The organism is Bradyrhizobium sp. USDA 4341 (genome assembly GCF_054063755.1).
Map to the genome: position 1 here is coordinate 3,652,587 of NZ_JBSSGO010000002.1, position 23,248 is coordinate 3,675,834.

At 63.4% G+C, this 23,248-nt stretch carries 21 protein-coding genes; 5 read left to right on the top strand and 16 right to left on the bottom strand.

Annotation, left to right across the window (positions count from 1 at the left end):
• Together ACVIGB_RS23280 and ACVIGB_RS23285 are read left to right on the top strand one after the other, a co-directional pair.
• Entirely contained in the window at positions 1 to 2,328 is a 2,328-nt protein-coding gene (locus ACVIGB_RS23280; RefSeq protein ID WP_456720870.1) for a molybdopterin cofactor-binding domain-containing protein, read from the top strand.
• A 141-nt stretch (positions 2,329 to 2,469) separates the two neighbouring features.
• Positions 2,470 to 2,742 (top strand): hypothetical protein, encoded by a 273-nt coding sequence (locus ACVIGB_RS23285; RefSeq protein ID WP_456720869.1) that lies wholly within the window; start codon positions 2,470 to 2,472, stop codon positions 2,740 to 2,742.
• A gap of 157 nt (positions 2,743 to 2,899) precedes the next feature.
• Here ACVIGB_RS23285 and ACVIGB_RS23290 read toward each other — a convergent pair whose 3' ends face one another.
• From ACVIGB_RS23290 to ACVIGB_RS23300, 3 genes are all read right to left on the bottom strand, one after another.
• Positions 2,900 to 4,630, bottom strand: coding sequence for a methanol/ethanol family PQQ-dependent dehydrogenase (locus ACVIGB_RS23290; RefSeq protein WP_092124182.1), 1,731 nt, complete (start codon positions 4,628 to 4,630; stop codon positions 2,900 to 2,902).
• Positions 4,631 to 4,696: 66 nt separating this feature from the next.
• Complete coding sequence (locus ACVIGB_RS23295) at positions 4,697 to 5,344, bottom strand: QcrA and Rieske domain-containing protein (RefSeq protein WP_092124181.1); 648 nt, start codon at positions 5,342 to 5,344, stop codon at positions 4,697 to 4,699.
• 126 nt (positions 5,345 to 5,470) lie between these two features.
• A complete protein-coding gene (locus tag ACVIGB_RS23300) occupies positions 5,471 to 5,806 on the bottom strand; it encodes a hypothetical protein (protein ID WP_456720868.1) in 336 nt (111 codons plus the stop codon).
• Positions 5,807 to 5,869: 63 nt separating this feature from the next.
• On the opposite strand from ACVIGB_RS23300, the gene ACVIGB_RS23305 reads away from it, so the two are divergent.
• Together ACVIGB_RS23305 and rpoH are read left to right on the top strand one after the other, a co-directional pair.
• Positions 5,870 to 6,850 (top strand): RluA family pseudouridine synthase, encoded by a 981-nt coding sequence (locus tag ACVIGB_RS23305; protein ID WP_456725093.1) that lies wholly within the window; start codon positions 5,870 to 5,872, stop codon positions 6,848 to 6,850.
• A gap of 217 nt (positions 6,851 to 7,067) precedes the next feature.
• A complete protein-coding gene (gene rpoH, locus ACVIGB_RS23310; RefSeq protein ID WP_021077401.1) occupies positions 7,068 to 7,964 on the top strand; it encodes an RNA polymerase sigma factor RpoH in 897 nt (298 codons plus the stop codon).
• A 554-nt stretch (positions 7,965 to 8,518) separates the two neighbouring features.
• Here the strand turns inward: rpoH and ACVIGB_RS23315 are convergent.
• From ACVIGB_RS23315 to ACVIGB_RS23350, 8 genes are all read right to left on the bottom strand, one after another.
• Complete coding sequence (locus tag ACVIGB_RS23315) at positions 8,519 to 9,184, bottom strand: CarD family transcriptional regulator (RefSeq protein WP_456720867.1); 666 nt, start codon at positions 9,182 to 9,184, stop codon at positions 8,519 to 8,521.
• Positions 9,185 to 10,195: 1,011 nt separating this feature from the next.
• The gene (locus ACVIGB_RS23320; RefSeq protein WP_456720866.1) at positions 10,196 to 10,576 is read right to left on the bottom strand and encodes a hypothetical protein; all 381 of its coding nucleotides are present in this window, start codon (positions 10,574 to 10,576) and stop codon (positions 10,196 to 10,198) included.
• Between the two features lie 210 nt (positions 10,577 to 10,786).
• Positions 10,787 to 11,551 carry a L,D-transpeptidase gene (locus tag ACVIGB_RS23325; RefSeq protein WP_456720865.1) on the bottom strand — a complete coding sequence of 255 codons (765 nt, stop codon included), beginning with the start codon at positions 11,549 to 11,551 and terminating at the stop codon, positions 10,787 to 10,789.
• Between the two features lie 411 nt (positions 11,552 to 11,962).
• Positions 11,963 to 13,321 carry a metal-dependent hydrolase family protein gene (locus ACVIGB_RS23330; RefSeq protein ID WP_092124174.1) on the bottom strand — a complete coding sequence of 453 codons (1,359 nt, stop codon included), beginning with the start codon at positions 13,319 to 13,321 and terminating at the stop codon, positions 11,963 to 11,965.
• 200 nt (positions 13,322 to 13,521) lie between these two features.
• Positions 13,522 to 14,139: a peptidoglycan recognition protein family protein gene (locus tag ACVIGB_RS23335; RefSeq protein ID WP_456725092.1), complete on the bottom strand. Its 618-nt coding sequence runs from the start codon at positions 14,137 to 14,139 to the stop codon at positions 13,522 to 13,524.
• Between the two features lie 51 nt (positions 14,140 to 14,190).
• The gene (locus tag ACVIGB_RS23340) at positions 14,191 to 15,405 is read right to left on the bottom strand and encodes a GGDEF domain-containing protein (protein WP_456749219.1); all 1,215 of its coding nucleotides are present in this window, start codon (positions 15,403 to 15,405) and stop codon (positions 14,191 to 14,193) included.
• A gap of 639 nt (positions 15,406 to 16,044) precedes the next feature.
• Positions 16,045 to 16,656 (bottom strand): LysE family translocator, encoded by a 612-nt coding sequence (locus tag ACVIGB_RS23345; RefSeq protein ID WP_456720864.1) that lies wholly within the window; start codon positions 16,654 to 16,656, stop codon positions 16,045 to 16,047.
• A 135-nt stretch (positions 16,657 to 16,791) separates the two neighbouring features.
• The gene (locus ACVIGB_RS23350) at positions 16,792 to 17,193 is read right to left on the bottom strand and encodes a response regulator (protein WP_092124170.1); all 402 of its coding nucleotides are present in this window, start codon (positions 17,191 to 17,193) and stop codon (positions 16,792 to 16,794) included.
• 160 nt (positions 17,194 to 17,353) lie between these two features.
• On the opposite strand from ACVIGB_RS23350, the gene ACVIGB_RS23355 reads away from it, so the two are divergent.
• Positions 17,354 to 18,220: an SDR family NAD(P)-dependent oxidoreductase gene (locus ACVIGB_RS23355; protein WP_456720863.1), complete on the top strand. Its 867-nt coding sequence runs from the start codon at positions 17,354 to 17,356 to the stop codon at positions 18,218 to 18,220.
• 263 nt (positions 18,221 to 18,483) lie between these two features.
• On the opposite strand, the gene ACVIGB_RS23360 is transcribed toward ACVIGB_RS23355, so the two are convergent.
• The 5 genes from ACVIGB_RS23360 to ACVIGB_RS23380 form a co-directional block, all read right to left on the bottom strand.
• A complete protein-coding gene (locus ACVIGB_RS23360; RefSeq protein WP_456720862.1) occupies positions 18,484 to 19,329 on the bottom strand; it encodes an FRG domain-containing protein in 846 nt (281 codons plus the stop codon).
• A 130-nt stretch (positions 19,330 to 19,459) separates the two neighbouring features.
• Positions 19,460 to 20,266, bottom strand: a complete 807-nt coding sequence (locus tag ACVIGB_RS23365; protein ID WP_456720861.1) for a lytic murein transglycosylase — start codon at positions 20,264 to 20,266, stop codon at positions 19,460 to 19,462.
• Positions 20,267 to 20,350: 84 nt separating this feature from the next.
• Entirely contained in the window at positions 20,351 to 21,244 is an 894-nt protein-coding gene (locus ACVIGB_RS23370; RefSeq protein WP_456720860.1) for a DUF4231 domain-containing protein, read from the bottom strand.
• Positions 21,245 to 21,276: 32 nt separating this feature from the next.
• Complete coding sequence (locus tag ACVIGB_RS23375) at positions 21,277 to 22,575, bottom strand: hypothetical protein (protein ID WP_456720859.1); 1,299 nt, start codon at positions 22,573 to 22,575, stop codon at positions 21,277 to 21,279.
• Positions 22,576 to 22,750: 175 nt separating this feature from the next.
• Positions 22,751 to 23,161: an ester cyclase gene (locus tag ACVIGB_RS23380; RefSeq protein WP_456720858.1), complete on the bottom strand. Its 411-nt coding sequence runs from the start codon at positions 23,159 to 23,161 to the stop codon at positions 22,751 to 22,753.
• Between the last annotated feature and the right edge of the window lie 87 nt (positions 23,162 to 23,248).

Here is a 23,248-nt window from a genome sequence, read left to right on the forward strand (position 1 = left end):
ATGAACATCCGCACCAACATACCCACCAATTCTGGCAAGCTTCGCGGCTTCGAGAAGCACGTGAAGGTCGAGAACGTCTCGCGCCGCAGCATCCTCAAGGGTCTCGGCATCGCCGGCAGCTTCGTGCTCGCTGCGCCCGTGATGACGCGCCAGGCGTTCGCCTATGAGACCGGCGCGGGCAAGATGCCGCACGGCGTCGTGGTCGATCCGCGCGTGTTCGTCGCGATCGCCCCCGATGGCGTCGTCACCATCCTGGCGCACCGCGCCGAGATGGGCACCGGCGTCCGCACCAGCCTGCCTTTGATCGTCGCCGAGGAAATGGAGGCCGACTGGTCCCGCGTCCATGTCCAGCAGGCGCATGGCGACGAGGTCAAGTTCGGCAACCAGGATACCGACGGCTCGCGCAGCACGCGGCACTACCTGATCCCGATGCGCCAGATCGGCGCCTCCGCGCGTTCAATGCTGGAAGCCGCCGCCGCCAAGAAATGGGGCGTGCCGGTGACCGAGGTGAAGGCGCAGAACCATGAGGTTGTGCACAGCTCAAGTGGCCGCAAGATCGGCTTCGGCGATCTCGCCGCCGATGCCGCCAAGGAGTCGGTGCCGAGCATTGAAGGCCTCAAGCTGAAGGATCCGAAGGACTTCCGCTATCTCGGCAAGGGCCAGGTCTCGATCGTCGACCTGCACGACATCACCACCGGCAAGGCGCATTACGGCGCCGATACCCGCCTGCCCGGCCTGAAATATGCGGTCATCGCCCGCCCGCCGGTCACCGGCGGCAAGGTCAAGTCGTTCGATGACAGCGCGGCGATGAAAGTGCCCGGCGTCGAGAAGGTGATGGAAGTCAAGGGCTGGCCCTGGCCGTCCAAGTTCCAACCGCTCGGCGGCGTGGCCGTGATCGCACGCAACACCGGTGCCGCGATCAAGGGCCGCGACCAGCTGAAGATCGTCTGGGATGACGGCGCCAACGCCAAGTACGATTCCGTCACCTATCGTGCCTCGCTCGAGGAAGCCGCGCGCAAGCCCGGGCTCATCGTGCGCAAGGAAGGCGACGTCGATGCGGCGCTGAAGAGTGCCGACAAGGTGATCGTCGGCGAATATTACCTGCCGCATCTCGCCCATGTCAGCATGGAGCCGCCGGTCGCGGTTGCCGACGTCAAGGGCGACAAGGCCGAGATCTGGGCGCCGGTGCAGAGCCCCGGCGGCACCCGCGAGGATGTCGCCAAGACGCTCGGAATCCCCGAGGACAATGTCACCGTCAACGTGACGCTGCTCGGCGGCGGCTTCGGCCGCAAGTCGAAATGCGACTTCGCGCTCGAGGCGGCCTTGCTGTCGAAGGAACTCGGCGCGCCGGTCAAGGTGCAGTGGACCCGTGAGGACGACGTGCATCACGACTTCCTGCACACGGTCTCCGTGGAACGGATCGAGGCCGGCCTCGACAAGAGCGGCAAGGTGATCGCGTGGCGGCACCGCAGCGTGGCGCCGACCATCGCCTCGACCTTCGCCGCCGGCGCCAATCACGAAGCGCCGTTCGAGCTCGGCATGGGCCTGATCGACAACCCGTTCGAGATCGCCAATTTGCAGTGCGAGAATCCGGAAGCGGCCGCGTTCACGCGGATCGGCTGGTTCCGTTCGGTGTCCAACATCCCGCGCGCCTTCGCGGTGCAATCCATGGTCGGGGAAATCGCGCATGCGACGGGCCGCGACCAGAAGGACATGCTGCTGGAACTGATCGGAAGCCCGCGGATCGTGAACCTGTCCTCGGTGAAGGATCCCTGGAACTACGGCGAGCCCTATGACAGCTACCCGATCGACACCGCGCGGCTGCGCAAGGTGGTCGAACTGGTCGCCGAGAAGGGCGAGTGGGGCCGTAGCGTGCCGAAAGGCCATGGTCTCGGCATCGCCGTGCATCGTTCCTTCGTCAGCTACATCGCGACCATCGTCGAGGTGGCGGTTGACGACAAGGGCAAGCTCACGGTGCCGCGGGTCGACACCGCGATCGATTGCGGCACCTACGTCAACCCGGAGCGGATCGCCTCGCAGATCGAAGGCGCCGCGATCATGGGGCTGAGCCTCGCCAAATATGGCGAGATCAGCTTCAAGGACGGCAAGGTGCAGCAGAGCAATTTCGACGACTTCCCGGTGATCCGGATCGACGAGTCGCCTGCAATCACCAACGTCTACATCGTGCCGCCCGGGGCAGACACCCCGCCGAGCGGCGTCGGTGAACCCGGCGTGCCGCCGTTCGCACCGGCCCTGAGCAACGCGATCTTTGCCGCCACCGGAAAGCGCATCCGCGCGCTTCCGATCGGCAAGCAGCTGGAGACCTGAGGCAGGAACGTTAGCTGAAGCGGGCCGTTCTCATCGATCCGAGGCATGATCCGGAAAAGTGCGAAGCGGTTTTCCGAGAAGATCATGCCCCAGCAAATCAGCTAAAGCGCGATCTAGATCGCGCTTTAGAGGAGCAGATCGATGAGAACCCCACCTCGAAAATTCCAGACGCTCGCGGCGATCTTGTCCGCGGGCGTCTTGCTTTTTGCGACACAGGCAGCGTTTGCGCAAACTGCCTCGCCGCCAAGCACGACCGCGACGCGTCCAGCGAAAGTGCTGCCCGACCAGACCTCGGTTCCGAGCAGCGGTCCACCCTCGACCACCGGCCAAACCACAGGCGAGGCCACCCGTGATCCCACGATCAAGAAGATGAACGAGGACGAGAAGCAGAAGGTCGATACCAAGGGCAAGTAGCGCATGATCCGGAAGGATCATGCTGAAAGCCAAAGCGGACCGGGAAGCGGCGGTCTCCCCAACCGCCGCTTCCCGATCGCATCGCCCCCTATCGGTGAGAAGCGCTTTCTGGAGCTTCGGTTCTGATTCAATAGAACCGAAGCTCCGATCGCGTGCCTTACTTCTTGTCGAGCGCGAACACCCAGATCACGCCGCCTTGCGGCACGTTGTTCTCGAAGCCCGCAACCTTGCCGGCGAGCGCGTCCTGGATGCGCTGCGCGTCGACGCCCCAGCCCGACTGGACCGCGATGTACTGCGTCCCATCGACCTCATAGGACATCGGCATCGCCATGATGCCGGAGTTGGTCTTCTGCTGCCACAACAGCTCGCCGGTCTTGGCGTTGAAGATGCGGAACATCCGGTCATTGGTGCCGCCAGCGAGAACCAGGTCGCCCGCGGTCGCCGTCACCGAGCCGAACAGCTGCGACGTCTTGAAGTCGTGCTGCCAGACCTTCTTGCCGGTGGCCGGATCCCACGCCTGCAACTCGCCGAAATGATCGGCGTTCGGTGCCGGCGTTAGCCCGATGTCCTCCGGCTTGGTGCCGAGCCAGAGCTGGCCGGGAACCAAGGGCTGCTTCTCGCCCGTGAAGCCGCCGCAGAAGTTCTCGTTGGCGGGAACGTAGACGAGCTTGGTGCTCTGGCTGTACGCCGCCGACGGCCAATCCTTGCCGCCCCACAGCGATGGGCAGAACTCGACCCGCTTGCCGATCACCGGCTTGTGCTCGGGATCGACGATCGGCCGGCCGGTCTCGGCCTCGATGCCCTTCCAGACATTGGTCTTCACGAACGGCCAGCCGGACACGTAGTTGATCTTGTCGGGCTTGTTCTCGAGCACCCAGAAGATCGCGTCGCGTCCCGGGTGGATCAGGCTCTTGAACGAGCGTCCGTCACGCTGCAGGTCGACCAGCATCGGCGCATCGACCTCGTCCCAGTCCCAGGAATCGTTCTGGTGATACTGGAAGTGCTTCTTGATCTGGCCCGTCTCGGGATCGAGGCCGAGCACCGAGCTGGTGTAGAGGTTGTCGCCGGCATGAGCCGAGCCTGGCCATGGCGCAGCGTTGCCGACGCCCCAGAGGATCGTCTTGTTGTCCTTGTCGTAGGTGCCGGTCATCCAGGCCGATCCACCGCCCGACTTCCAGTCGTCGCCGCTCCAGGTCTCGTGCCCGGGCTCGCCTTCGCCGGGGATGGTGAAGGTGCGCCAGAGCTCCTTGCCGCTCTCGGCATCGTAGGCGACGACATAGCCGCGCACGCCGAACTCACCGCCGGAGCCGCCGACGATCACCTTGCCGTCAACCACCAGCGGCATCAGCGTCAGGTACTGCCCCTTCTTGTAGTCCTGGACCTTGGTGTCCCAGACCACCTTGCCGGTCTTGGCGTCGAGCGCGACGACATGGTCGTCGGTGGTAGCGAAGTAGACCTTGTCCTGCCACAGGCCGACGCCGCGGCTGGTCGGATGCAGCTGGAACAGATCGTCGGGAAGCTGCCGCTTGTAGCGCCAGTATTCCTCGCCGGTCTTGGCGTTGAGCGCGATCACCTGCCCCATCGGGGTCGCGGCGAACATCACGCCATTGTTGACGATCGGCGGCGCCTCATGGCCCTCGATGACGCCGGTCGAGAAAGTCCAGACCGGCTTAAGGTCCTTGACGTTGGAGGTGTTGATCTGGTTGAGCGGACTGTACCCCTGTCCGTCATAGGTCCGGCGATACAGCATCCAGTTGCCGGGTTCGGGATTTTCGAGACGCGCTGAGGTCACCGAACTGTAGTTTTCAATCGGCCCCGCGACGGCGTAGGTCGAAATGAGGCACGTGAATGCGACACAACTCGACAGTAACCACTGCTTGCTTGTCATGAGATGCTACCTCCCTGCTCTGTTTTGTTTTTTCAGCTTAGGTCATGCAGAAATCCCGGTGTGGCCTCATCCTCCTTGCTGAGCACCCACCTTCCCGACGAATGGCGCGGCGACCGTGATCGCGCCGTCGGCAACCGTCAGCGGCAAGGCCGCGAGGCGACGTGGCGCCGGCCCGAACACGACCTGCGCATTCTGCCGCGGATCGTATTCGGAGTTGTGACAGAGGCATTTCAGAACGTTCTTGTCGCCCTGCTCTTCCTTCAACCAGGCAGTGATCGGACATCCGGCATGCGTGCAGATGACCGAGTAGCAGACGATGCCGTCAGGCGCGCGGGCGCGCGTGGCATCGTCGAGTTCGCTCGGATCGAGCTTGACGAGCACGACCTCGTTGAGCCGCGAGCCCTTGCGGACGACCGAGGTCTTCGGGTCCTGCGGCCAGGCGCGAATGGGCGGTCCGCCGAGTTTCAGATCATCCGACTTGATGACCTGGCCGGCCTTGTCGCCTTCGGCGCGCACCAGCACGTCGGCTTTTTGCGGTCGCTCACTGGCGCCGGGCTGGTCTTCATCGTCGGCGGCTGCGGGTTCGATCGCGGCGAGACAGGCGCAGCCCGCAAGCGCGGTCAACACCGCGCGACGCGTCGGGTCCGCGAACGAACCCGATGCATCGGACTCAACTCTCTGTTCGACGGAAGCGCTGGGGTTGGACTCCGACATGGCGCAAGCTGAGCGTGCAACTCGGCCGAAAAGATGGCGGCACACATTCTCGATGCGCGAACGCATGCGCAAAAAATACGCTGCAGCTTTTGGTTGATCGACCGCGCCGCTTCGCGATTGCTTCGATCAGGGCTCGTTGACGAAGCTCAGCCTGCCGGCAGGTTTCAGTGTCTTTGCATCAAATGTGCGGATCTCTGTTGCACCGCCTATATCAAGCGTGAGGACCAGCCGTTCACCGGCGACGCCGGTTGCGACGATACGGGCGCCCTTCGGCAGCGCAGCAGTGACATCGGATACGGAAACGGGGCTTCCCTCGCTGCGATAAAGGCGGTAGCCGATGGCAATCAACACGACGGCCACGGCCAATGCCGAGGTCAGGCCCGCGATCAGCATCATGCGCCGCACCCGCGCGATCAGCGTGGCTTGGTCGGGGGTCGGTTCGGTCACAGCGGTGTCGGTCATCACAAGGCTCTATCTTTGCAACAGGTCGATTTGAATCAGGTTTCTTCGAATGGCGGTCGGAAGCTGGAGGTCATCGTCGCAGGCGACGAGGGCTCGGCCCGGCTTGACCGCGTGCTCGCACAGCGCACGCCGGAGCTGTCGCGGTCCCGGCTGAAGGCGCTGATCCTCGCCGGTTCCGTGGCCGTCAAGGACGCCGTCGTGCGCGACCCCGCTTATCATGTCGCCAAGGGCGATACGATCATAATCGACGTGCCGGAGGCCGTGCCCGCCGAGCCCCAGGGCGAGGACATCGCGCTCGATATCGTGTTCGAGGACGACGACATCATCGTCATCAACAAGCCGAGGGGCCTCGTCGTGCATCCCGCGGCCGGCCACGCCACGGGAACGCTGGTCAACGCGTTGATCGCGCATTGCGGCTCGAGCCTGTCGGGCATCGGCGGGGTCAAGCGGCCGGGCATCGTGCACCGTCTCGACAAGGACACTACGGGACTGATGGTGATTGCCAAGAACGACCACGCCCATCAGTCGCTGACCGCGCAATTCGCCGACCACGGCCGCACCGGCCCGATGGAGCGCGGCTACATGGCGTTCGCCTGGGGCGTGCCGAACCGGCCCCACGGCACCATCCACGCACCGATCGACCGCCACCCGCATGCCCGCGAGAAAATGGCTGTCCGCCAGAGCGGCCGCGAGGCGATCACCCATTTCGAGGTGCGAGAGAGCTTTGCCGGCCGCGACGGCAAGCCGGTCGCCTCGCTCTTGGCCTGCCGGCTCGAGACCGGGCGGACCCATCAGATCCGGGTCCACCTTGCCCATCTCGGCCATCCCCTGATGGGCGACAGCGTTTACGGCGCCCACTTCAAGACCAAGGCCGGGCAGCTCAGCGCGGAAGGTAAGGACGCACTCACCGCGCTCGACCGCCAGGCCCTGCACGCCTATCTGCTGGCTTTGGAACACCCCCGGACCGGGGAACTTTTGCACTGGGAGTCGGCTTTGCCGGAGGATTTGCTTCTCCTGCAGCGGGCGCTGGCAGCGGCGGTATGACGCACCCCCTGCTGAAAAGCCTTGCCATGACAACAGGTTATGGCTGCCACACGGGGACGTGACGTCAGCAATCCTTCCCTATCACGGACAGTTTGGTGTATGTTGCACCTGCGTTGAATATCCAACGCGGAACATCGCAGCATGGCCGGCTTTAACCCAGCGGCCACCTGCCGGGCCCGCCGCTATCGGGGGCCTGAACCACTGGAGGGCGCAAGTAATGGCCCGTACAGCTACGTTGCCGGTCCTCAATGGAGAATCCGGCCTTTCACGTTACCTCGCCGAGATCCGCAAGTTCCCCATGCTGGAGCCCCAGCAGGAGTACATGCTCGCCAAGCGTTGGCGCGAGCATGACGATCGCGACGCGGCGCATAAGCTTGTCACCAGCCATCTCAGGCTCGTGGCCAAGATCGCCATGGGCTATCGCGGCTACGGCTTGCCGATCTCCGAGGTCGTCTCGGAAGGCAATGTCGGCCTGATGCAGGCGGTGAAGCGATTCGAGCCCGAGAAGGGCTTCCGTCTCGCCACATACGCCATGTGGTGGATCAAGGCGTCAATACAAGAGTACATCCTGCGTTCCTGGTCGCTCGTGAAGATGGGCACCACCGCGAACCAGAAGAAGCTGTTCTTCAACCTGCGCAAGGCGAAGAGCAAGATCTCCGCACTGGAAGAGGGTGATCTCCACCCCGACCAGGTGAAGCTGATTGCCAAGCGCCTCGGCGTGACCGATCAGGATGTGGTCGACATGAACCGCCGCCTCGGCGGCGACGCGTCGCTCAACGCCCCGATCCGCGACGACGGCGAAGCCGGCGAATGGCAGGACTGGCTGGTCGACAACTCGCCCAACGCCGAAGCCTTGATGGCCGAGAGCGAGGAGTTCGATCATCGCCGCCAGGCCCTGAACGGTGCGATCGGCGTGCTCAACCCGCGCGAACGCCGCATCTTCGAGGCGCGGCGTCTGGCCGATGAGCCGATGACGCTGGAAGACCTCGCCGCCGAGTTCGGCGTGTCGCGCGAGCGCGTGCGGCAGATCGAGGTCCGCGCGTTCGAGAAGGTGCAGTCGGCCGTCAAGGGCACGATCGCCCGGCAGGAAGCCGCTCTCGAAGCCGCGCACTAATCGCGCGGCGGCAAGCCAACAGACACGAAAGCCGGCGGCAACGCCGGCTTTTTTGTTTTCTGTAGGAAGGATGGCGCGCAGCGATACCCATCATCCTGCCGCGCTCTTGGCCATGTCGGCTAGGGGGTAAATGCTGACACGCAGGTGGTGCCGGCGCGCTGGCGCTTCGAAGGCAGCACTGGTCGCATCTCACGATCGCCCCGCTACCCCTTCTGGGTAAGAAACGTTTGCAGGACAACGCAGTTTTCTATTCGTCAGGATTTTGCACTTTACATCCTGGGGCTAGAGCCAACGCTGCCCGTGTGTATTTTAAGCGGGCGGCGTTGTGCCCTGGTCGTGACCGGTGTGCGGCAAGATGGACCCGGCCGAGACAAGGCTCGACAAGTAAGAAGCGATCAGCATCGCGAAGCTTGTCTCGTGTGAGGAGCGCGTGAATGCCGGAAGTATCGCGGAGCCATGAGCCGCCTCGCCGCGAAGCTCCAGCGCACTCCCAAGCCCCGGCGGACCGTCTCGCTGAAGATTCGCCAGACGCGTCCCGATCGCCACAGACTGCTCTAAGCGCCTCGCCTTGCCTCAGTCATCATCAGACTTTCAAGCTCTCTGACGGCCGCTTCTTCGGTGACGCCGTCGACAACGGCAACCTCTCCCGAAAGGCGCTCGACTGCAGCCGTATAGAGCTGTCGTTCGCTGTAGCTTTGGCTGGAATTCAAATCCGGCCGATAGAGATCGCGCATCGCTTCTGCGATGGCGAGAATATCTCCCGACTTGATCTTGCTCTCATATTCCTGAGCAAGCCGGGACCAATTGCCACGCGCTCTGCGAGGCGCTTGACGCAGGATACTTCGCGCGTGCTGGATGGCAGCCGGATCGGAAAGCTCACGCATCCCGACGCTTGCCGCCTTTCTTGTAGGAACTCGCAGCGTCATTTTGCTTTTCGCGAAATAGACGACAAAGAACTCAAGCTGAGCTCCTGCCACCGCCTGTTCCTCGATCGCGACAATCTGGCCGACGCCGTGAGCCGGGTAGACGATCAGATCAGTTGCCTTGAATCCAAAGCGCGTCTCGATGCAACGGCTCCCACTCGTTTGATCGACGGAGGGTACCGGTATGGGACGCGCAGGATTTGAACGATTGGATTGCGATTGACCGCTAAAATTCATCTCGCGATTTGCCCCGCAGCTCGAGGAATTGGCTCCACTGCCATTTCCCGCTTTGATCAATCAGTACGTCAGAACCAAAATGCTGGACTCAAAATCATTAATTGCAGTCCCTCACTAATAGGCCGCGAGCGAGAGCGCCGCCACGAGAAATGCGATCAGCTGGCATTCCCTTTGATAGCTGTGGTTTCTTGGCAACTTGTTCCCTATCGAGGAATCAACGGATCTCCTTTGGGTCAAACGCCCGGTGGCGGCTTCAGAAATCTGCTGCGGGCGATAGTTCTTGCGCCGCAAGACTTCCAGAAAAATGAAGGGCCAATCAAAACGTCCGCCCGGAGTGTCACCTGTTACTTGCAGCCGCGGCAAATCGTAAGCTTGCCCTTTAGCTTGTCATCGTCGCCGGGATCGACTGATTGGTGGTCAGAGACACGATCAGCTTCCTGATCGAGCGCGGGATGCTTTGCCCGGTGCGACTTGACGGGTCGCGTCGGCCGGTTTGACGTGTCGTCCTCGATGCCGACGCTAAAACCATCGTAATCGGGGACAGGTCTAGCCGACGGCCGTGACCTGTCGATCACTTGTGCCTGCGAGACACTGTCGGGCTCTAACGGCGTGTGCTCGACAGTGGCAGATCGTGAGGCAGTCGGGCGTGGCGGCGAATCTTTAGCGGCACGGGGCGCCGAATTCCTAGCGGTCGCCGGCGATGGCCAGACGCTGCTGGTTGCGGCCGTAGGTGCCGTTCCCTCATTCGACCGCGGCGGCGCAATCGAAAGCGGAGGAGAAAGCGAGGTCTGACATCGCGCGCCGTCTTGTGACCAAACTCCCGCCGCCAACAAACCAAGGGCAAACAGTGTTGCGTTCTTCATAACCCGTCCTGCAAATCATTTGGAATGAAAACATTGATCACGTGGCTCCGATCGCCACGCTTCGGCAAAAATTCCACATCTGACATGGCGATCAAAATTGACGAAAGTGGGGAGCCGTGGGCGGACACAGGCGTGCTTCGGCCCACCCTCGCTGCTCGCCCGAGGCGCTCCTGGCCATGTCGCCAAGGGCCAGAAGCAGCCGCTCTGCCTATCGGGTTGAGGGCGTCCCCTCGCTCGGTGGACACTCCCGATAGCCGAAGAGCTCGATCAGCACGCGACCTTTCAGCGTATGGAATGCATCGCTATCCATATGATGGCCTTCGAGCAGATGGCGCCGCAATCCTTCGCTATACTGGGAAAGTAGCGCACGGCTCGCACGCGTATCGGGACCGGTGCGGTTTTCCGCAAGGTCGTGGCCAGCGTGAAACATCAGTTGAGCATCGCGCTGAACACAGACATTCCGAATGCCAAGGAACAGCGTGCAAGCTGATTTGCAAATCCCTTCGATGCGAAATTCATCGCCGCTCGCGTTGTATTGACGAACGATCTTCAAGAAGTCCGGAATGTAACCACCGTCGGCAAACGGCACGGACGACCCTGCCGACCACGCAGGGGAAGCCAAAGCGCACAGTATCGCCGCGCAAATCCAACGCCATCGAAGCATCGAGCACCCCCAAAGTTCGATGACCGCCAATAGCCTGATTGAACGCGACCGAGCAACGAACGTCGGCGTTCGGTCAAAGCCGCGCATAGCGACCGAACCGGGGGACTTCCGGTCCAACCCGAAGAGAGGAACGTTTCATTTTTCGGCCAGGATGGGGGCAGCTTGTGCCGGGAGCACGATCACTTTCGCTCCGACTTTCACCCGATCATAGAGGTCCGCGACGTCCTCATTGGTCAGCCGGATACAGCCGGACGAAACCCGCTTCCCAATCGTATCGGGCTTGTTGGTGCCGTGAATTCTGTATTCGGTATCGCCGAGATACATCGCCCGGGCGCCGAGCGGATTGCCGGGCCCCCCTGCCATAAACCGCGGCAGATAAGGCTGGCGCGAAATCATCTCTGCCGGCGGACGCCAATCCGGCCATTCTGTCTTGCGGGCCACGGTCTGTTCACCGGACCATGTGAAACCTTCGCGGCCGACGCCGATGCCGTAGCGCATCGCCTGTCCATCGTTCAGAACGAGGTAAAGGAATGTGTTTCCGGTATCGATGACGACGGTGCCCGGCGCCTGGTGACTGGCGTAATCAACCACCTGCCGAACAAATCTTCCGGGAGCGTCAGCGGCTTTTGGTGTTTCGACCCGGGGCGCTGGGGCCGGGATTGGAACCGGAACTGACGCTGGTGCCTGAACTGGCGCCGATACGTGAATAGGCGCCGATGGCGTAGGACTAGATGGCGCCGGGACCTGGTGCGCGGCTTGCTTCCGTATCGGTTGAACGCTCGCCGGCCGCCACAGCAAACCGTACCCCAATGCGGCAGCCGCCACGGCGCCAATTGCAACTCTTCCGATCACCGGCAGCGCGAGCGCCTCAGTCTTCCTACGTTTGGCCCGCTTTGCCATGTCTTTCCCCCGATCCCTGTGCTTCGAACAGGTACCCAGCAAATTTTAACAAGCTTCGAAGCGATTTCGTTCAGGCTGGAAATCGCCAAGCGTCGTTAACGCCAGCTCTTGTTCCGCAAAGGTTGAGAGGCACCGCTCGACATCCAGGCAGTTTGTAGGATGGGTGGAGCGCAGCGATACCCATCATCCCACCGCGCAGCACAAGGTCGATGGGTATCGCTTCGCTCCACCCATCCTACGAAGCTGGTTTTTGGCATGATACTTCGGCACGCACCTCGATCTGGGACGTATACCCATAGATCCGCCTGCCGACGAATGTCCGCATTAGCCTCAGCAGCGGACAAAGGAGGCGCTCTTGGCCATATCGGCTAAGGGCCAGCAAGAGACATGAACCGACCGGAGCGGCTACGGTCAAAGGGTGTTCTTGTATACCCGCCCATCCTTCATAATAACCCTGAAGTTCTTGGCGGGATCGGCGATCAGGTTGATATTCTCCAGTGGATTGCCGTCGACCAGCAGCAGATCGGCAAGCGCGCCCTGTTCCACGACTCCGAGCTTGCCAGGATACGGACTGCGTTTGCCGGACAATGCCAGCAGTTCGGCGTTGGTTCCGGTCGCCATGGCGAGCGCTTCGGCTGGACTGTACCAACGGACAAGCGAGGCCAGAATTGCCCCCTGTTGCTGCGCCAGCGCTTGTGAGAACAGGACATCGGTACCCCACGCCGTCTTGATCTTGTACTTCTTCGCCAGTTCGTATGTCGCGGCTATGCCGGGCCAAACTTCATCAGCCTTGGCTCGTTGAACCGAGCCTATAGGAAAGCCTAGTCTCAACTCCTCGGGGAGGGGCTGCAGACTCAACCACACGCCCTTCTCGGCCATCAACTTGGCGGTTGTCTCGTCCATCAGGAAGCCGTGCTCGATGCACTTCACACCGGCAGCAATCGATCGCTGAATCGCCGCTGGCGTAAAGGCGTGCACGGTGACGTAAGTCCCCCAATTGTCGGCCGCTTCGACAGCCGCCCGCAGTTCCGCCTCCGTGAAAGTCGACACGTCGATCGGACTGAACGGCGAGGAAACACCGCCACCGGCCGTCAGCTTGATCTGCGAGGCGCCCTGCATGAGTTGCTCGCGGACGCGGACGCGCACCTCGTCGGGGCTGTCGGCGACCATACTGCCGCCAACCTGTTCCATGCGGCTGAGCATGCCGCCGATCGTCCGCGGCAGTTCGGACAACTGGCGGAAATCTCCGTGTCCGCTGGTTACCGTGATGATAGCCCCTGAGGGATAAATACGGGGCCCCATGATAATCCCCGAGTCAACTGCACTCTTTAGTCCGAATACGGGGCCACCCACGTCGCGGATCGTAGTGAAGCCGCGCATAAGCGTGTCTGTCGCCTCGACGCCCGCCGCGATATTGTTGTATCCGGCGTCACCGCTGACCGCCTGAACGGGATTGGGCCGTATCAGCATCGCATGCCAATGCGCGTCGATCAGGCCGGGCATTAGCGTTCGCCCATTCCCGGCGATGACGGTCACGCCTAACTCCGCGGCGATGGGCTCCGTCGAAATGCGCTCGATGATGTTGCCTTTGACCAGCACATTGGACGGCGCGGAGAGTGAGGAGCCTTTGCCATCGAAGATGCGCACATTCTGGAACAGCGTTGCGCTGGCATTCGCTGGCGGATTGCCTTGCGCACGAGCGGCGGACGCGAGCCCGACGGCTATAAGCGGAAGCGCGGCGACGAAAATCCTTCGGGACATCGAGTTCATCTTGTCCTCCTCCTGGCAGACGTCGCGGGAGCCTCTACAACCTCTCGTCGAGCATATCGGCTACGCTGGACGGCTTCAATGAAACAGAGCCTGCGCGGCTCATGTCCGAGATGGGTTAGAAGGCGATTTCCCTGAAGTCGGATCGGGTTTCCGCTTCGTCCCCGAAAGCGGGCGTCCTGGATTTTAATGAAATACGCGCCCTACTCGCCCCACTGCCGCGCCATCGTCGCGAGCGCGCAGCCTTCGCAGTAGCGGGCGTCCTTGAAGTCGATCCAGTTGTGCGCATAGACCCGCTCCAGCGGAATGCCGTAACGCGCGCACAGCACCCTTACCAGCACCCGCCATGCGGCGATCTGCGCGTCGGTCGGGCCCCTCGTGACATCAGGATAATTGCCGGCGAACTCGACGCCGATCGAGGTGTCCTTGTTCACCTGGCGATAGGTCTTGCTGTTGTCGATGTACTTGTTGTCGTTGCGGTCGGCACCGTCGGTGTGGGTCGGGACCAGATTGTCTGCGACCGCCCAATAGACCGTGCCGTCGGTCTCAACCCAAACCATCACGCCGCGGCGCGTCGGGTTCTTGTGCTGCTCGGCGGCGCCATTTCGTGCCGAGCCGGCCGGGCCTTCGGTCTGGTGCACGATGATGTTGCGCCACGGGTGGGATTTGGCGACGTCGCCCCAAGGCGACAGCCACACCATCTTCAACCCGGGAATCTCGGGCGTGCCCTGCGATCGCGCGATCGCTGCAAGATCGGTTTCGGCCGATGCGGCGGAGGACAGCACGAGCGCAAGGAGTGCGGTGAGCAGGCGAGGCATCATCACGGAGAGATCCAGTGTCGCCCCTCGTTAGCACGTCCCTCGTTAGCACGCTCACGCGCGCTTGCGCAGGGTCTCCTCCACGAGAGCGACCATCTCGGAAGGCAGCTTCGGCTCATAGGTCGCATAGCCGTTCTTGCCGCCCTTCTTGGCGTCGTAGAGCGCGTGGTCGGCGGCGGCGACCAGGCGGTCGGGATGCAAGCCGATCTCGCGGGTCCATTGCGCGACGCCGATCGAGACCGCGATCGGAATGTCGTTGCCGGTGCACTGCTCGGCGTCGGCGCGGCAGACCTCCAGCACGCGGCGGGCAATCATCGCGCCCTCGCGCAGCGTCGAGGACGGCAGCACGATGCAGAACTCGTCGCCGCCGGTGCGGGCCAGCATGTCGCCCGGGCGGAGCCTTGTCTGCGCCATCAGCGTGAAGTGCTGCAGACAGGCGTCGCCGGCGGCGTGGCCATGGGTGTCGTTGATGCCCTTGAAGCCGTCGAGGTCGATCACCAGCAGCGCGAAGGCTTCGCCGTTGCGCTCGGAGCGCGCGCATTCCTCGGTCAGCCGCTGCAACAGATGGCGGCGGTTGCCGACGCCGGTGAGATCGTCGAGCAGCGCGAGGTCGGCGACCTCGTTGCGCAGCCGGTCGATCGCCATCAGCAGGAAGCCGAAATTGAGCGCCATCGACAGGAACACCATCAGCAGGATCACCAGCGACTGGCTCGCACTGAAACGAACGAAAGTGAACTCGCCGGGCTCGAGCACGGCGCCGACGAGGCGCAGCGCATAGATGCAGATCAGTACGGAGGCGACGATGCCGGCGAGGCGCGCGCCGGGGTTGACGCGGCCGTTCTCGGGCGACAGCAACAGCTTCAGCGTCAGCGCAAACGGCGTGACCTGGGCGACGGTGTAGACCAGGATGCGCATCGGCATGCTGTTATAGGCAAAGATGAAGAAGCCGAGGCCGGCGAAGGCGAATGCGGTGGACAGCGCGGTGCTGCGCCAGCCGACCGGCTTGCCGTAGAAGCGCTCGATGCCCATCGCGGCAAGGCCGGCGGCGAACACCATCAGCGTCCCTGCCGCGAGCAGCGGCAGCAGCGAGTCCGTCATCATCACGCGAAGCATCGCGCAGGCGGCGCCGGCGGACGCGACGAAGGTGGACGCGGTCCAGAACCGCGCCGCACCGAAAGCTGGATAGCTGCGCGCGACATAGGCCCAGATCAGGCCGAGCGCGAGAAAATTGATAACGAATACCGTCCAAAGCGTCGGAACGCTCAACATCGCCCCTGTTCGAGACCCGTATCGGCCTCGCCTCTCCTGAAATGACCGTCCGCCCCTTGGGGCGTTTCTCCCAATGGCAATCCCCGTTGCCTTACCGACAGGATGCGGCCGCGCCGCTTAACGGACTCTCACCCGCCACGCGCCAATCCGTGCTGTGGTTTTGAATTGATGAAGATCGGCGCAGCGGCCGTTTGCGCGTCGTTAAGCATGACGGATGCGACGCCGCCGCGATGCGTGACACGCGCACACTGGCGAAAAACTGGCGAAAACACGTAACAGCTGTGGATAACACGATGACAGCGCAGTGACAGCACGCGGCAGCAGCCTCCGAATCTGCTGAGTTTGATACTGAGGATGTTGCGAGGCTGGCCCTCCGCCAAGCATGCCTCGGAGTCGCGTTCAATCCATTAAACCCTGAGAGGATACTATGGCTAAGAAAGCGAAGAAGGCGAAGAAGGCGAAGGCGAAAAAGGCCACCAAGAAGAAGGCCGCCAAGAAGTAACCAATTTTCTCGCCCGGGTAGCGGCTCCTGCCCTGCCCGGGCACCCGATCCGGACCATCCAGGCAGGGACGCAAGGCAGCAGCAGGCGCAAGGCCTGCTTTTTTATTGCCTGCCACAAGGCGCCAGGGAATGCGACGTCAGCGCTCCGCGAAGGCTAGCTTGGCGCCGAGCAGGGCAAAGCCCGCGGCAAAGCTGCCCCGCAGCCAGGCCATCACCTTCGGCCGGGTGATGACGCGGTCGCGCACCGACGCCGCGAACAGCCCGTAGACCGCGAACACCGCAAAGGTCATCGCCATGAACACGCAGCTCAGCTCGGCCATCCGCGCCAGCGGATGGGGTTCGTCGACGGCGATGAACTGCGGCAGGAAGGCCAGGAAGAAGATCGACAGCTTTGGATTGAGGATGTTGATCAGGATGGCCGTCACGATCACCCGCCCGCTCGAGCGCGGCTTGATCTCGGTGTCGACGGCGAGCGCGCCGCGTTCGCGCAGCGCCTGCCAGGCCATATAGAGCAGATAGGCCACGCCGCCCCATTTAAGCGCCGCGAACGCCATGGCGCTGGTGTGCAGGATGGCGGCAAGGCCGAGCATCGCCGCGATCATCTGCGGCACGATCCCGAGCGTGCAGCCGAACGCCGCCGCCACGCTCGCGCGCGAGCCCCGGGTCAGCGCCACCGCCAGGGTGTAGAGCACGCCGGTGCCGGGCGAGGCGACCACGATCAAGGTGGTCAGCAGGAAGGACCAGGTCATTTCAAAATCCCCAGGGACATCAGCCGCCAATATCACGTCCGGCCCCCGGGGCGGAAGCAGCCACCGGCCGGCGGCTCCTCCCCCGCGCTGACAACTCTGTTATGAGGGCCCTGGGCTTGTCAGGAGCTCGTCTTGTCAGAACCTGCGGACCCCGCCGCCCGACAGCGCCGACGCCTTCGTCTCGGCGACGCGGATCACGTCCAGCGGCGCCCAGGGTTTTGCCCAGAACGTCGCGCCGTCAGGCAGGCGCTGCCGCAGCGGCTTGCCCGAGGTCACGATCACATCGAGATCGGGGCTGTATTTCTTCGCGACATAAGCGAGCTCGACCCCGGTCATGTTTCCGGCCAGCTCGACATCGGTCAACATCAGCACGACACTGTCGCCGTTGCTCCGCAGCACCAATTCTGCGGCCTCCGCGCTCTCGCAGGAAATGACCTCGAAGTCGCTCTCCTCGAGCAGCAATTCGATCATCTCGCGCTGCATCGGGTCGTCTTCGACAACCAGGGCCTTCGCGCGACAGGGTCTCGATTGTCCCATGGCTGGGCCTCCCTTGGATTGAATGCCTCGGTTTGAGAAGTGTGACGAGGGTCAAACACCTGGGCGCTGGATAGTTCGGTTCCAATCTGAGAAAATTGGGAAAACCCGCCGTGTTCCTCACGGCTCCCGCCACCCCTCGTTGAGATGGAGCTGACCTGACATGACCGCGATCTCTGGATCTGCCGCCGCCGTAACCGGGGCCGCCAGCGGCATCGGCCGCGCGCTCGCGCATGAACTGGCGCTGCGCGGTTGCGATCTGGCGATCGCCGACCGCGACGAGGCCGGCCTGCAGGCCGCCGCCGCCGAGATCGCCAAGGCGAGCCCGCGCAAGGTCACGGTGCATCGCCTCGATGTCAGCGAGCCCGGGCAGATCACGGCATTTGCCGAGGCCGCCGGCGCCGCCCATCCCGGGCTCAACATCGTCGTCAACAATGCCGGCGTCGCACTGCTCGGCCAGTTCGACGAGATCGAGCAGGCGCAGATGGAGTGGCTGTTCAACATCAATTTCTGGGCCGTGGTGCACGCCAGCCGCGCCTTCCTGCCGCTGCTTTCGCGGCAGCGCGAGGCGCATATCGTCAACGTCTCCTCGATCTTTGGCATCCTCGCGCCGCCCGGCCAGAGTGCTTACTGCGCAGCCAAGTTCGCGGTGCGCGGCTTCTCGGAGAGCCTGCGCCACGAGCTTGCGGTGGCGAATAGCCCGGTCCGGCTCTCCGTCGTGCATCCCGGCGGCGTCGCCACCAACATCGCGCGCAACTCGCGCACCGGCGCCGGCATCACCGACAATGCCCGCCGCGCCGAATCGATCGAGCGTTTCGACGCGCTGGCCAAGACCACGCCGACCGCAGCCGCGCAGCGCATCATCGCCGGCATCGAGAAAAACCAGCCGCGCATCTTGATCGGCAAGGACGCCCGCTTCATGGACCTGCTGCAACGCTTCCGTCCTGCGACCTACTGGAAGGTGATGCAGCGGATGATGGAGAAGACGGCGGCGCGGCGGCTGGCGCGCGAGGCGGCGAGGGCCGGTTGAATGTGCGGCGTCGCGGGGGTAGCCCGTGCATATAACCGGTGTCGTCCCTGCGAAAGCAGGGACCCATACTCCGCAGTAGGCGTAGCGAGCGGGACTCGTCGTTCCGACATCGCGCAACAACCAACATTTGTGGTTATGGGTCCCGGGTCAAGCCCGGGACGACACTGAGGATGTTGCGCGGCCCGCGGGTCCATACACCTGCCTGCGAGTCACACATCCGCATCCTCGCGACACGATCAGCCCGGGCGCGCCGCGAAGCCTGATCACTCCAACTGCTTCTTCACCCCAAGCGCCAGCCGGAACAGCGGATCGCTCCGCTCCGACGGATAGAGCGCGCTCTTCGTCACCTGCGGGAAATTGTCGTTCTTCCAGAACGACGCCGGCGCGAACGAGAATTTTGCGACCAGCCGCCGGCCGAAATCCATCTCGTAGGGGAAATAGTTTTCCCTCTCGTCGGTGCCGGATACTTCAGGATATTCGCCGAGCAGATAACCCTCCTGGATATGCGGCCGCACCGCCGCGGGCGGGCAGACGCTGGAGAGCCGCACGATCTGCAGGCCGGCCTCGGCGCTCGCGGTGATCGCACCGCTGAGGTTCGGCACGCCGAGCACATAGAGGAAGGCGGTGCCGGTCGCCGCCAGCGAAGCAAACGACGCCGCGATCCGGATCGAATGGGTGACGTCGAGCAGCGGCGTGGTGCAGACCTCGTAGTGCTGCAGGATCGACCAGCGCAGGATGCGATGCCGTTTCAGCCGCTCCAGCCCAAGCAGCTTTGCTTTCGCGTATTCCGCAATCAGGATCTGCTCGGCGCGGGCCAGCGTCGCGAACCGCGCCGCCAGCGTCGCGCGGTCCGGATTGCCGCGGCCGGCCCGGAACAGCGTCGGCTTCAGCGACGAGTTGCGCTTGACGTTCCTGAAATCGGCGCCCTGGCCGCGAAACAGCAGCACATGGTCGCGGTTGAGGAATTGCAGCTCGGCGATCTTGGTCGCGAGCTCGAGATAGGAGCCGACGCGATGGCCCGGCCCCTCCCGCACCGCCGCGTTCTTCGCGATCTGGCATCCGCGGCGGTCGAAGAACGACCAGATTTTTTGGCTGCCGATGGTTTCCATGCCATCACCCGGCCATGTCAGCCGTCATTGCGAGGAGCGAAGCGACGAAGCAATCCATCGTCCCCCATATGTTGAAAGATGGATTGCTTCGCTTCGCTCGCAATGACGGCAGACGCAAAAGCCGCGCCCCTCACCGCCCGATGAGCTGATCGGCAAAATACCCGATGGTCTTGCGATAGATCACCGCCCTGTTCCACTCGCGCATCGCCTCGAAATTGGCGCTGCCTTCGCCATAGGGCGCGCCCATCTTGAAGCCGCTGGTATGCAGCAGGTTCGCGGTCGAGGCCAGCACGTCCGGCACCGAGTGGCGCAGATCGACATGGCCGTCGCCGTCGAAATCGACGCCATACTTGATGTAGGACGACGGCAGGAATTGCGTCTGCCCGATCTCGCCGGCATAGGCGCCGATCATGTCGTTGAGCCTGAGGTCGCCGCGTTGCAGGATCTTGAGCGCGGCGAGCAGCTCGCCCTGGAACAGGTCGGTGCGGCGGCAATCATGCGCCAGCGTGGCGAGCACGCGGAACACCGGCAGCTTGCCCATGTCACCCTTGCCGAAATCGGTCTCCAGTCCCCAGATCGCGACCAGTATCTGGCGCGGCACGCCGTATTGCTGCTCGATCTTCGAGAGCAGCGCGGCGTGCCGCTGCAACATGGCGCGGCCGCCATTGATGCGCCCGGAGCCGACGCGGGTTGCGACATACTGCTCGAAGGTCTTGTTGAAGGTGTAGCGCTGCCGCCGGTCGAAGGCGAGCACCCCGCCATCCTGCTGCACGCCGCCGAGCGCCTGCGAGATCACATCCTGCTGGATGCCGGCACTGGCCGCCTCCTGCGAGAACGACTGGACGAAGGCGGGGAAACTGCCGCCGCAGCGGGCGGCATAGGAGGGGGTGGCAAGCAGCAAGGCGCCGAACACAACCGCCAAACGACACCTCAGCATGCAACAATCCCTCCTGCTTCGAATGGCCGATCATGCCACGGAGCAAACGAGGCAGTCAAAGCGTCGGCACCGCCACTTGGCCTCTCACGGGCTCGACGTCGCCCCGGGCTTACCGGTGAACTTGGCGATCCAGGACATGTTTTCGGTCGCGAGGATGTTCTCGCATTCGTTGACGAAGTCCGACCATGACGGGCGCGGCCGATTGGTGCAGTCCTCGAGCCGCCGCGCCGTGGCACGATAGGTGGTGACCAGGAAATCGTAGCGCGAGGCTTCGACATGGGCGAGCACGGCACCGCCGAGCGTGGTCAGCACGGCCGTGAAGGCGACCATATCGAACGGAATACCGGCTATCACAGGCTTGGCTTCCACGCCGGCAACCGCGGTAAGCAGGGTTGCCAGTGCGGCGAACGCGAATTCGACGTGCCGCAGACGCGATGCAATGACCTGATAGCGGGCGGCTCGCTTCGTGAACCAGCCGATGTGCCCCTGCACGCGCTGCGTGACGTATTGCTGCTGTTGCAGGCCCTGGCGGGGTAGCGACCCCTGCCCCGTGGCCTGGACCAGCTGCGGCAGCAGGTCCTCGCCATCGGCCTCGATCTTTCGACCCTCGTCGTCAAGCAAGGCGTCCGCCTTGGCCGCGTCGTCATAGGGGGCTGCGCTGGCGGCAAAGCGATAGGCCTCCCGCTTCAGACGCTCCGAGATCGCGCGCGCACGCACCCAGGACGAGATACGATCGGCGCCGAGCAGACGCTGGGTGAAGAAGGTCGCGATGGCGAGGCTCACGGCGCCTGCGATCGCAACCGTGGTGCGCGGCGCCGTCGTGTTGTCCGGCAGCTGGCTGGCCACCGCAGCCAGGACCGCACCGAGCGACGACAGCCCGAACACCGACCAGCGCGCCCGGTCGATGGTCGATTTCAGCTGGTTTGCGGTCTCTGACCACTGCGCCTGGCGGTTCGCAATCGTTTCCAATATGGCCATCGCAAATATCCTCGAGCAACGCGCAAATTATTTCAGGACAACATCGGCTCCAGCACAGCGAGCCCGTCCTGCAATCCGGGCAGCTCCTTTGCCGCCGGCAGCAGCAAATGCAGGCTGTCGACAAAGGTCTTGCGCTGCCAGCCGACCGTATCCGGATAGGAAAAGCCGGCCAGCGCGGTGGTCCTGAAGGCAGCGCCGTCGCCCAGGAAGAGCTTGATCAGGGCGGCATCGAAGAAGCACCAGGGCCGATCGAACGGCGGATCCTGTTTCGCCTGTCCCTCGCGAACGGCCAGCGCACGGCCGAGCGCGAGCTTGTCGGCCGGCGTGAGCGCGAGCTTGCCCGCGACCTGGGCGCGCAAGCCCAAGGCGTTGAGCAACGGATAGGGATGGCTGCCGGAGACCTTCATCGACTGCTCGTAAGCGGCGAGCGCTTCCGTAAAGCGCTTCGCGCGCTTCAGAATGCCGCCAAGGGCGCCCCAGGCATCGAAGCCCTTTTGATTGAGCTCGATGGCCTTGCGCACGGAGAGCTCGCCTGGCGCCGGCCTGGCGTCGAGTTGCTTCCCGTTCTGCTCCGCGACCTCGTTTTCGGCGATCCCTCTTTCGCGCCACGCTTCGCTGTAACGCGGAGTGACCGCGGTCGCGTCCGTAAATTGCTGCAGGGCCTCGTCCCAGATGTCGTTCTTCTTGCACAGGAGGCCGAGCTTCATCTTCGGCAATGGATTGCCGGGGTCGGCGGCAACCGCCTGCCGATAGATGTCCATCGCACCGGGGAAATCCAGGTTCCGGATTGCGTTCTCGGCCTGCGCCAGCAGGTCGTCGATCTGGCCGGACTCCCGCTGCGCGTTGAGAGCAAGGCGAACCGGACTGTCCGGCCGGTTACGGACCAGGGATTCCGTCAGCACCCGCGCGATCAGCGCGCGTGCCTTCTCGGCCTCGCCCGCCGGCTCGTACTCGTAGGGGAATGCCTTGATCGAGCTGATGTCGAACGGCGGCGCGGTCTTTTCCTGCCGGAAGATCGCGGTGCCCGCCTCGCGGGCGCAATGCCGCACGCCGAGCTCATAGGCGACATTGAAGTTGAGGCCGCTGATGTCGGCGAGCGCGAAGCGCGAGTATTCGAGATATTGGAACATCTCGAACTTGATGTCGCCGGTGAAGAAATCCTGATCGGTGCGGTGCGGGTTGAGCTTGCCGCCCTCCGGCAAATCAACACTGGAGATCGCGGGCAGGAAGATGTCGGAATAGAGCGCGTCGAAATCGACGGTCTTGCCGCCGACCGGCTTCGATCCGAATGGCATGATCACAAAACAGGTCTTGGAATAATCGATATCCATGCTCGTTTCCAAATATCGTCGAGCAATTCAAAAGATCATTCTCATCCAATAGCAACCTTTGGTCAAGGCAACCGGAGCACGAAATCCTGGCGTGCGGACGACGCCGATCGGCTGCCCGTGCCGGTCGAACCGGCCGCCGTGTATCGGAACAGCACAAGGAGGGTGCGGCGGAAGCTCAGTCCCTGAGCTGCCGCTCCAGATCGACAAAGTCGATCTCCGCCCAGCGCTCGGAGATCTTGCCGTCGTGAATCCGCCAGAACGTCATGCCGCGGAATTCGACGTGGCGGCCGGTCGGGGCAATGCCGCGCCACGGGCTGCGGTGCCGGCCGCGCCAGACGAAGCGGCCGGCGACGATGTCGCGCTCGGCCACCAGGCATTCCGCCACCGCCGACAGATCGGCAAAGGTCTCATGCAAGGCCGTCGCATGCGCGATCACTTCCTCCGCGCTCATCCGCTTGCCGGCGGCATGGTCGAAGAAGTCGGACGCCAGCTGCGCGCGGATCGCATCGGGATCGAGCCGATGGGTCACGGCGTCGTAATGCGCGAGCACCAGCGCCTTGTTGGCGTCGAGGGTGGCGTTGGACATCGGCGGGGCGCCTTCGATCAAAGGAAAAGTTGCAGAAAAGGAAGGATGCGCCTCATACGCGAATCGAGCGGGACGATGCAAGTGACG

Bases quoted from the DNA above. Each gene is read 5' to 3' on its own strand.
- ACVIGB_RS23335 (WP_456725092.1), bottom strand. From the start codon at position 14,139: ATGATGCCTCGCCTGCTCACCGCACTCCTTGCGCTCGTGCTGTCCTCC.
- rpoH (WP_021077401.1), top strand. From the start codon at position 7,068: ATGGCCCGTACAGCTACGTTGCCGGTCCTCAATGGAGAATCCGGCCTT.
- ACVIGB_RS23330 (WP_092124174.1), bottom strand. From the start codon at position 13,321: ATGAACTCGATGTCCCGAAGGATTTTCGTCGCCGCGCTTCCGCTTATA.
- ACVIGB_RS23370 (WP_456720860.1), bottom strand. From the start codon at position 21,244: ATGGCCATATTGGAAACGATTGCGAACCGCCAGGCGCAGTGGTCAGAG.
- ACVIGB_RS23340 (WP_456749219.1), bottom strand. From the start codon at position 15,405: ATGTTGAGCGTTCCGACGCTTTGGACGGTATTCGTTATCAATTTTCTC.
- ACVIGB_RS23300 (WP_456720868.1), bottom strand. From the start codon at position 5,806: ATGACCGACACCGCTGTGACCGAACCGACCCCCGACCAAGCCACGCTG.
- ACVIGB_RS23350 (WP_092124170.1), bottom strand. From the start codon at position 17,193: ATGGGACAATCGAGACCCTGTCGCGCGAAGGCCCTGGTTGTCGAAGAC.
- ACVIGB_RS23295 (WP_092124181.1), bottom strand. From the start codon at position 5,344: ATGTCGGAGTCCAACCCCAGCGCTTCCGTCGAACAGAGAGTTGAGTCC.
- ACVIGB_RS23380 (WP_456720858.1), bottom strand. From the start codon at position 23,161: ATGTCCAACGCCACCCTCGACGCCAACAAGGCGCTGGTGCTCGCGCAT.
- ACVIGB_RS23375 (WP_456720859.1), bottom strand. From the start codon at position 22,575: ATGGATATCGATTATTCCAAGACCTGTTTTGTGATCATGCCATTCGGA.
- ACVIGB_RS23325 (WP_456720865.1), bottom strand. From the start codon at position 11,551: ATGGCAAAGCGGGCCAAACGTAGGAAGACTGAGGCGCTCGCGCTGCCG.
- ACVIGB_RS23280 (WP_456720870.1), top strand. From the start codon at position 1: ATGAACATCCGCACCAACATACCCACCAATTCTGGCAAGCTTCGCGGC.
- ACVIGB_RS23365 (WP_456720861.1), bottom strand. From the start codon at position 20,266: ATGCTGAGGTGTCGTTTGGCGGTTGTGTTCGGCGCCTTGCTGCTTGCC.
- ACVIGB_RS23290 (WP_092124182.1), bottom strand. From the start codon at position 4,630: ATGACAAGCAAGCAGTGGTTACTGTCGAGTTGTGTCGCATTCACGTGC.
- ACVIGB_RS23360 (WP_456720862.1), bottom strand. From the start codon at position 19,329: ATGGAAACCATCGGCAGCCAAAAAATCTGGTCGTTCTTCGACCGCCGC.
- ACVIGB_RS23355 (WP_456720863.1), top strand. From the start codon at position 17,354: ATGACCGCGATCTCTGGATCTGCCGCCGCCGTAACCGGGGCCGCCAGC.
- ACVIGB_RS23285 (WP_456720869.1), top strand. From the start codon at position 2,470: ATGAGAACCCCACCTCGAAAATTCCAGACGCTCGCGGCGATCTTGTCC.
- ACVIGB_RS23345 (WP_456720864.1), bottom strand. From the start codon at position 16,656: ATGACCTGGTCCTTCCTGCTGACCACCTTGATCGTGGTCGCCTCGCCC.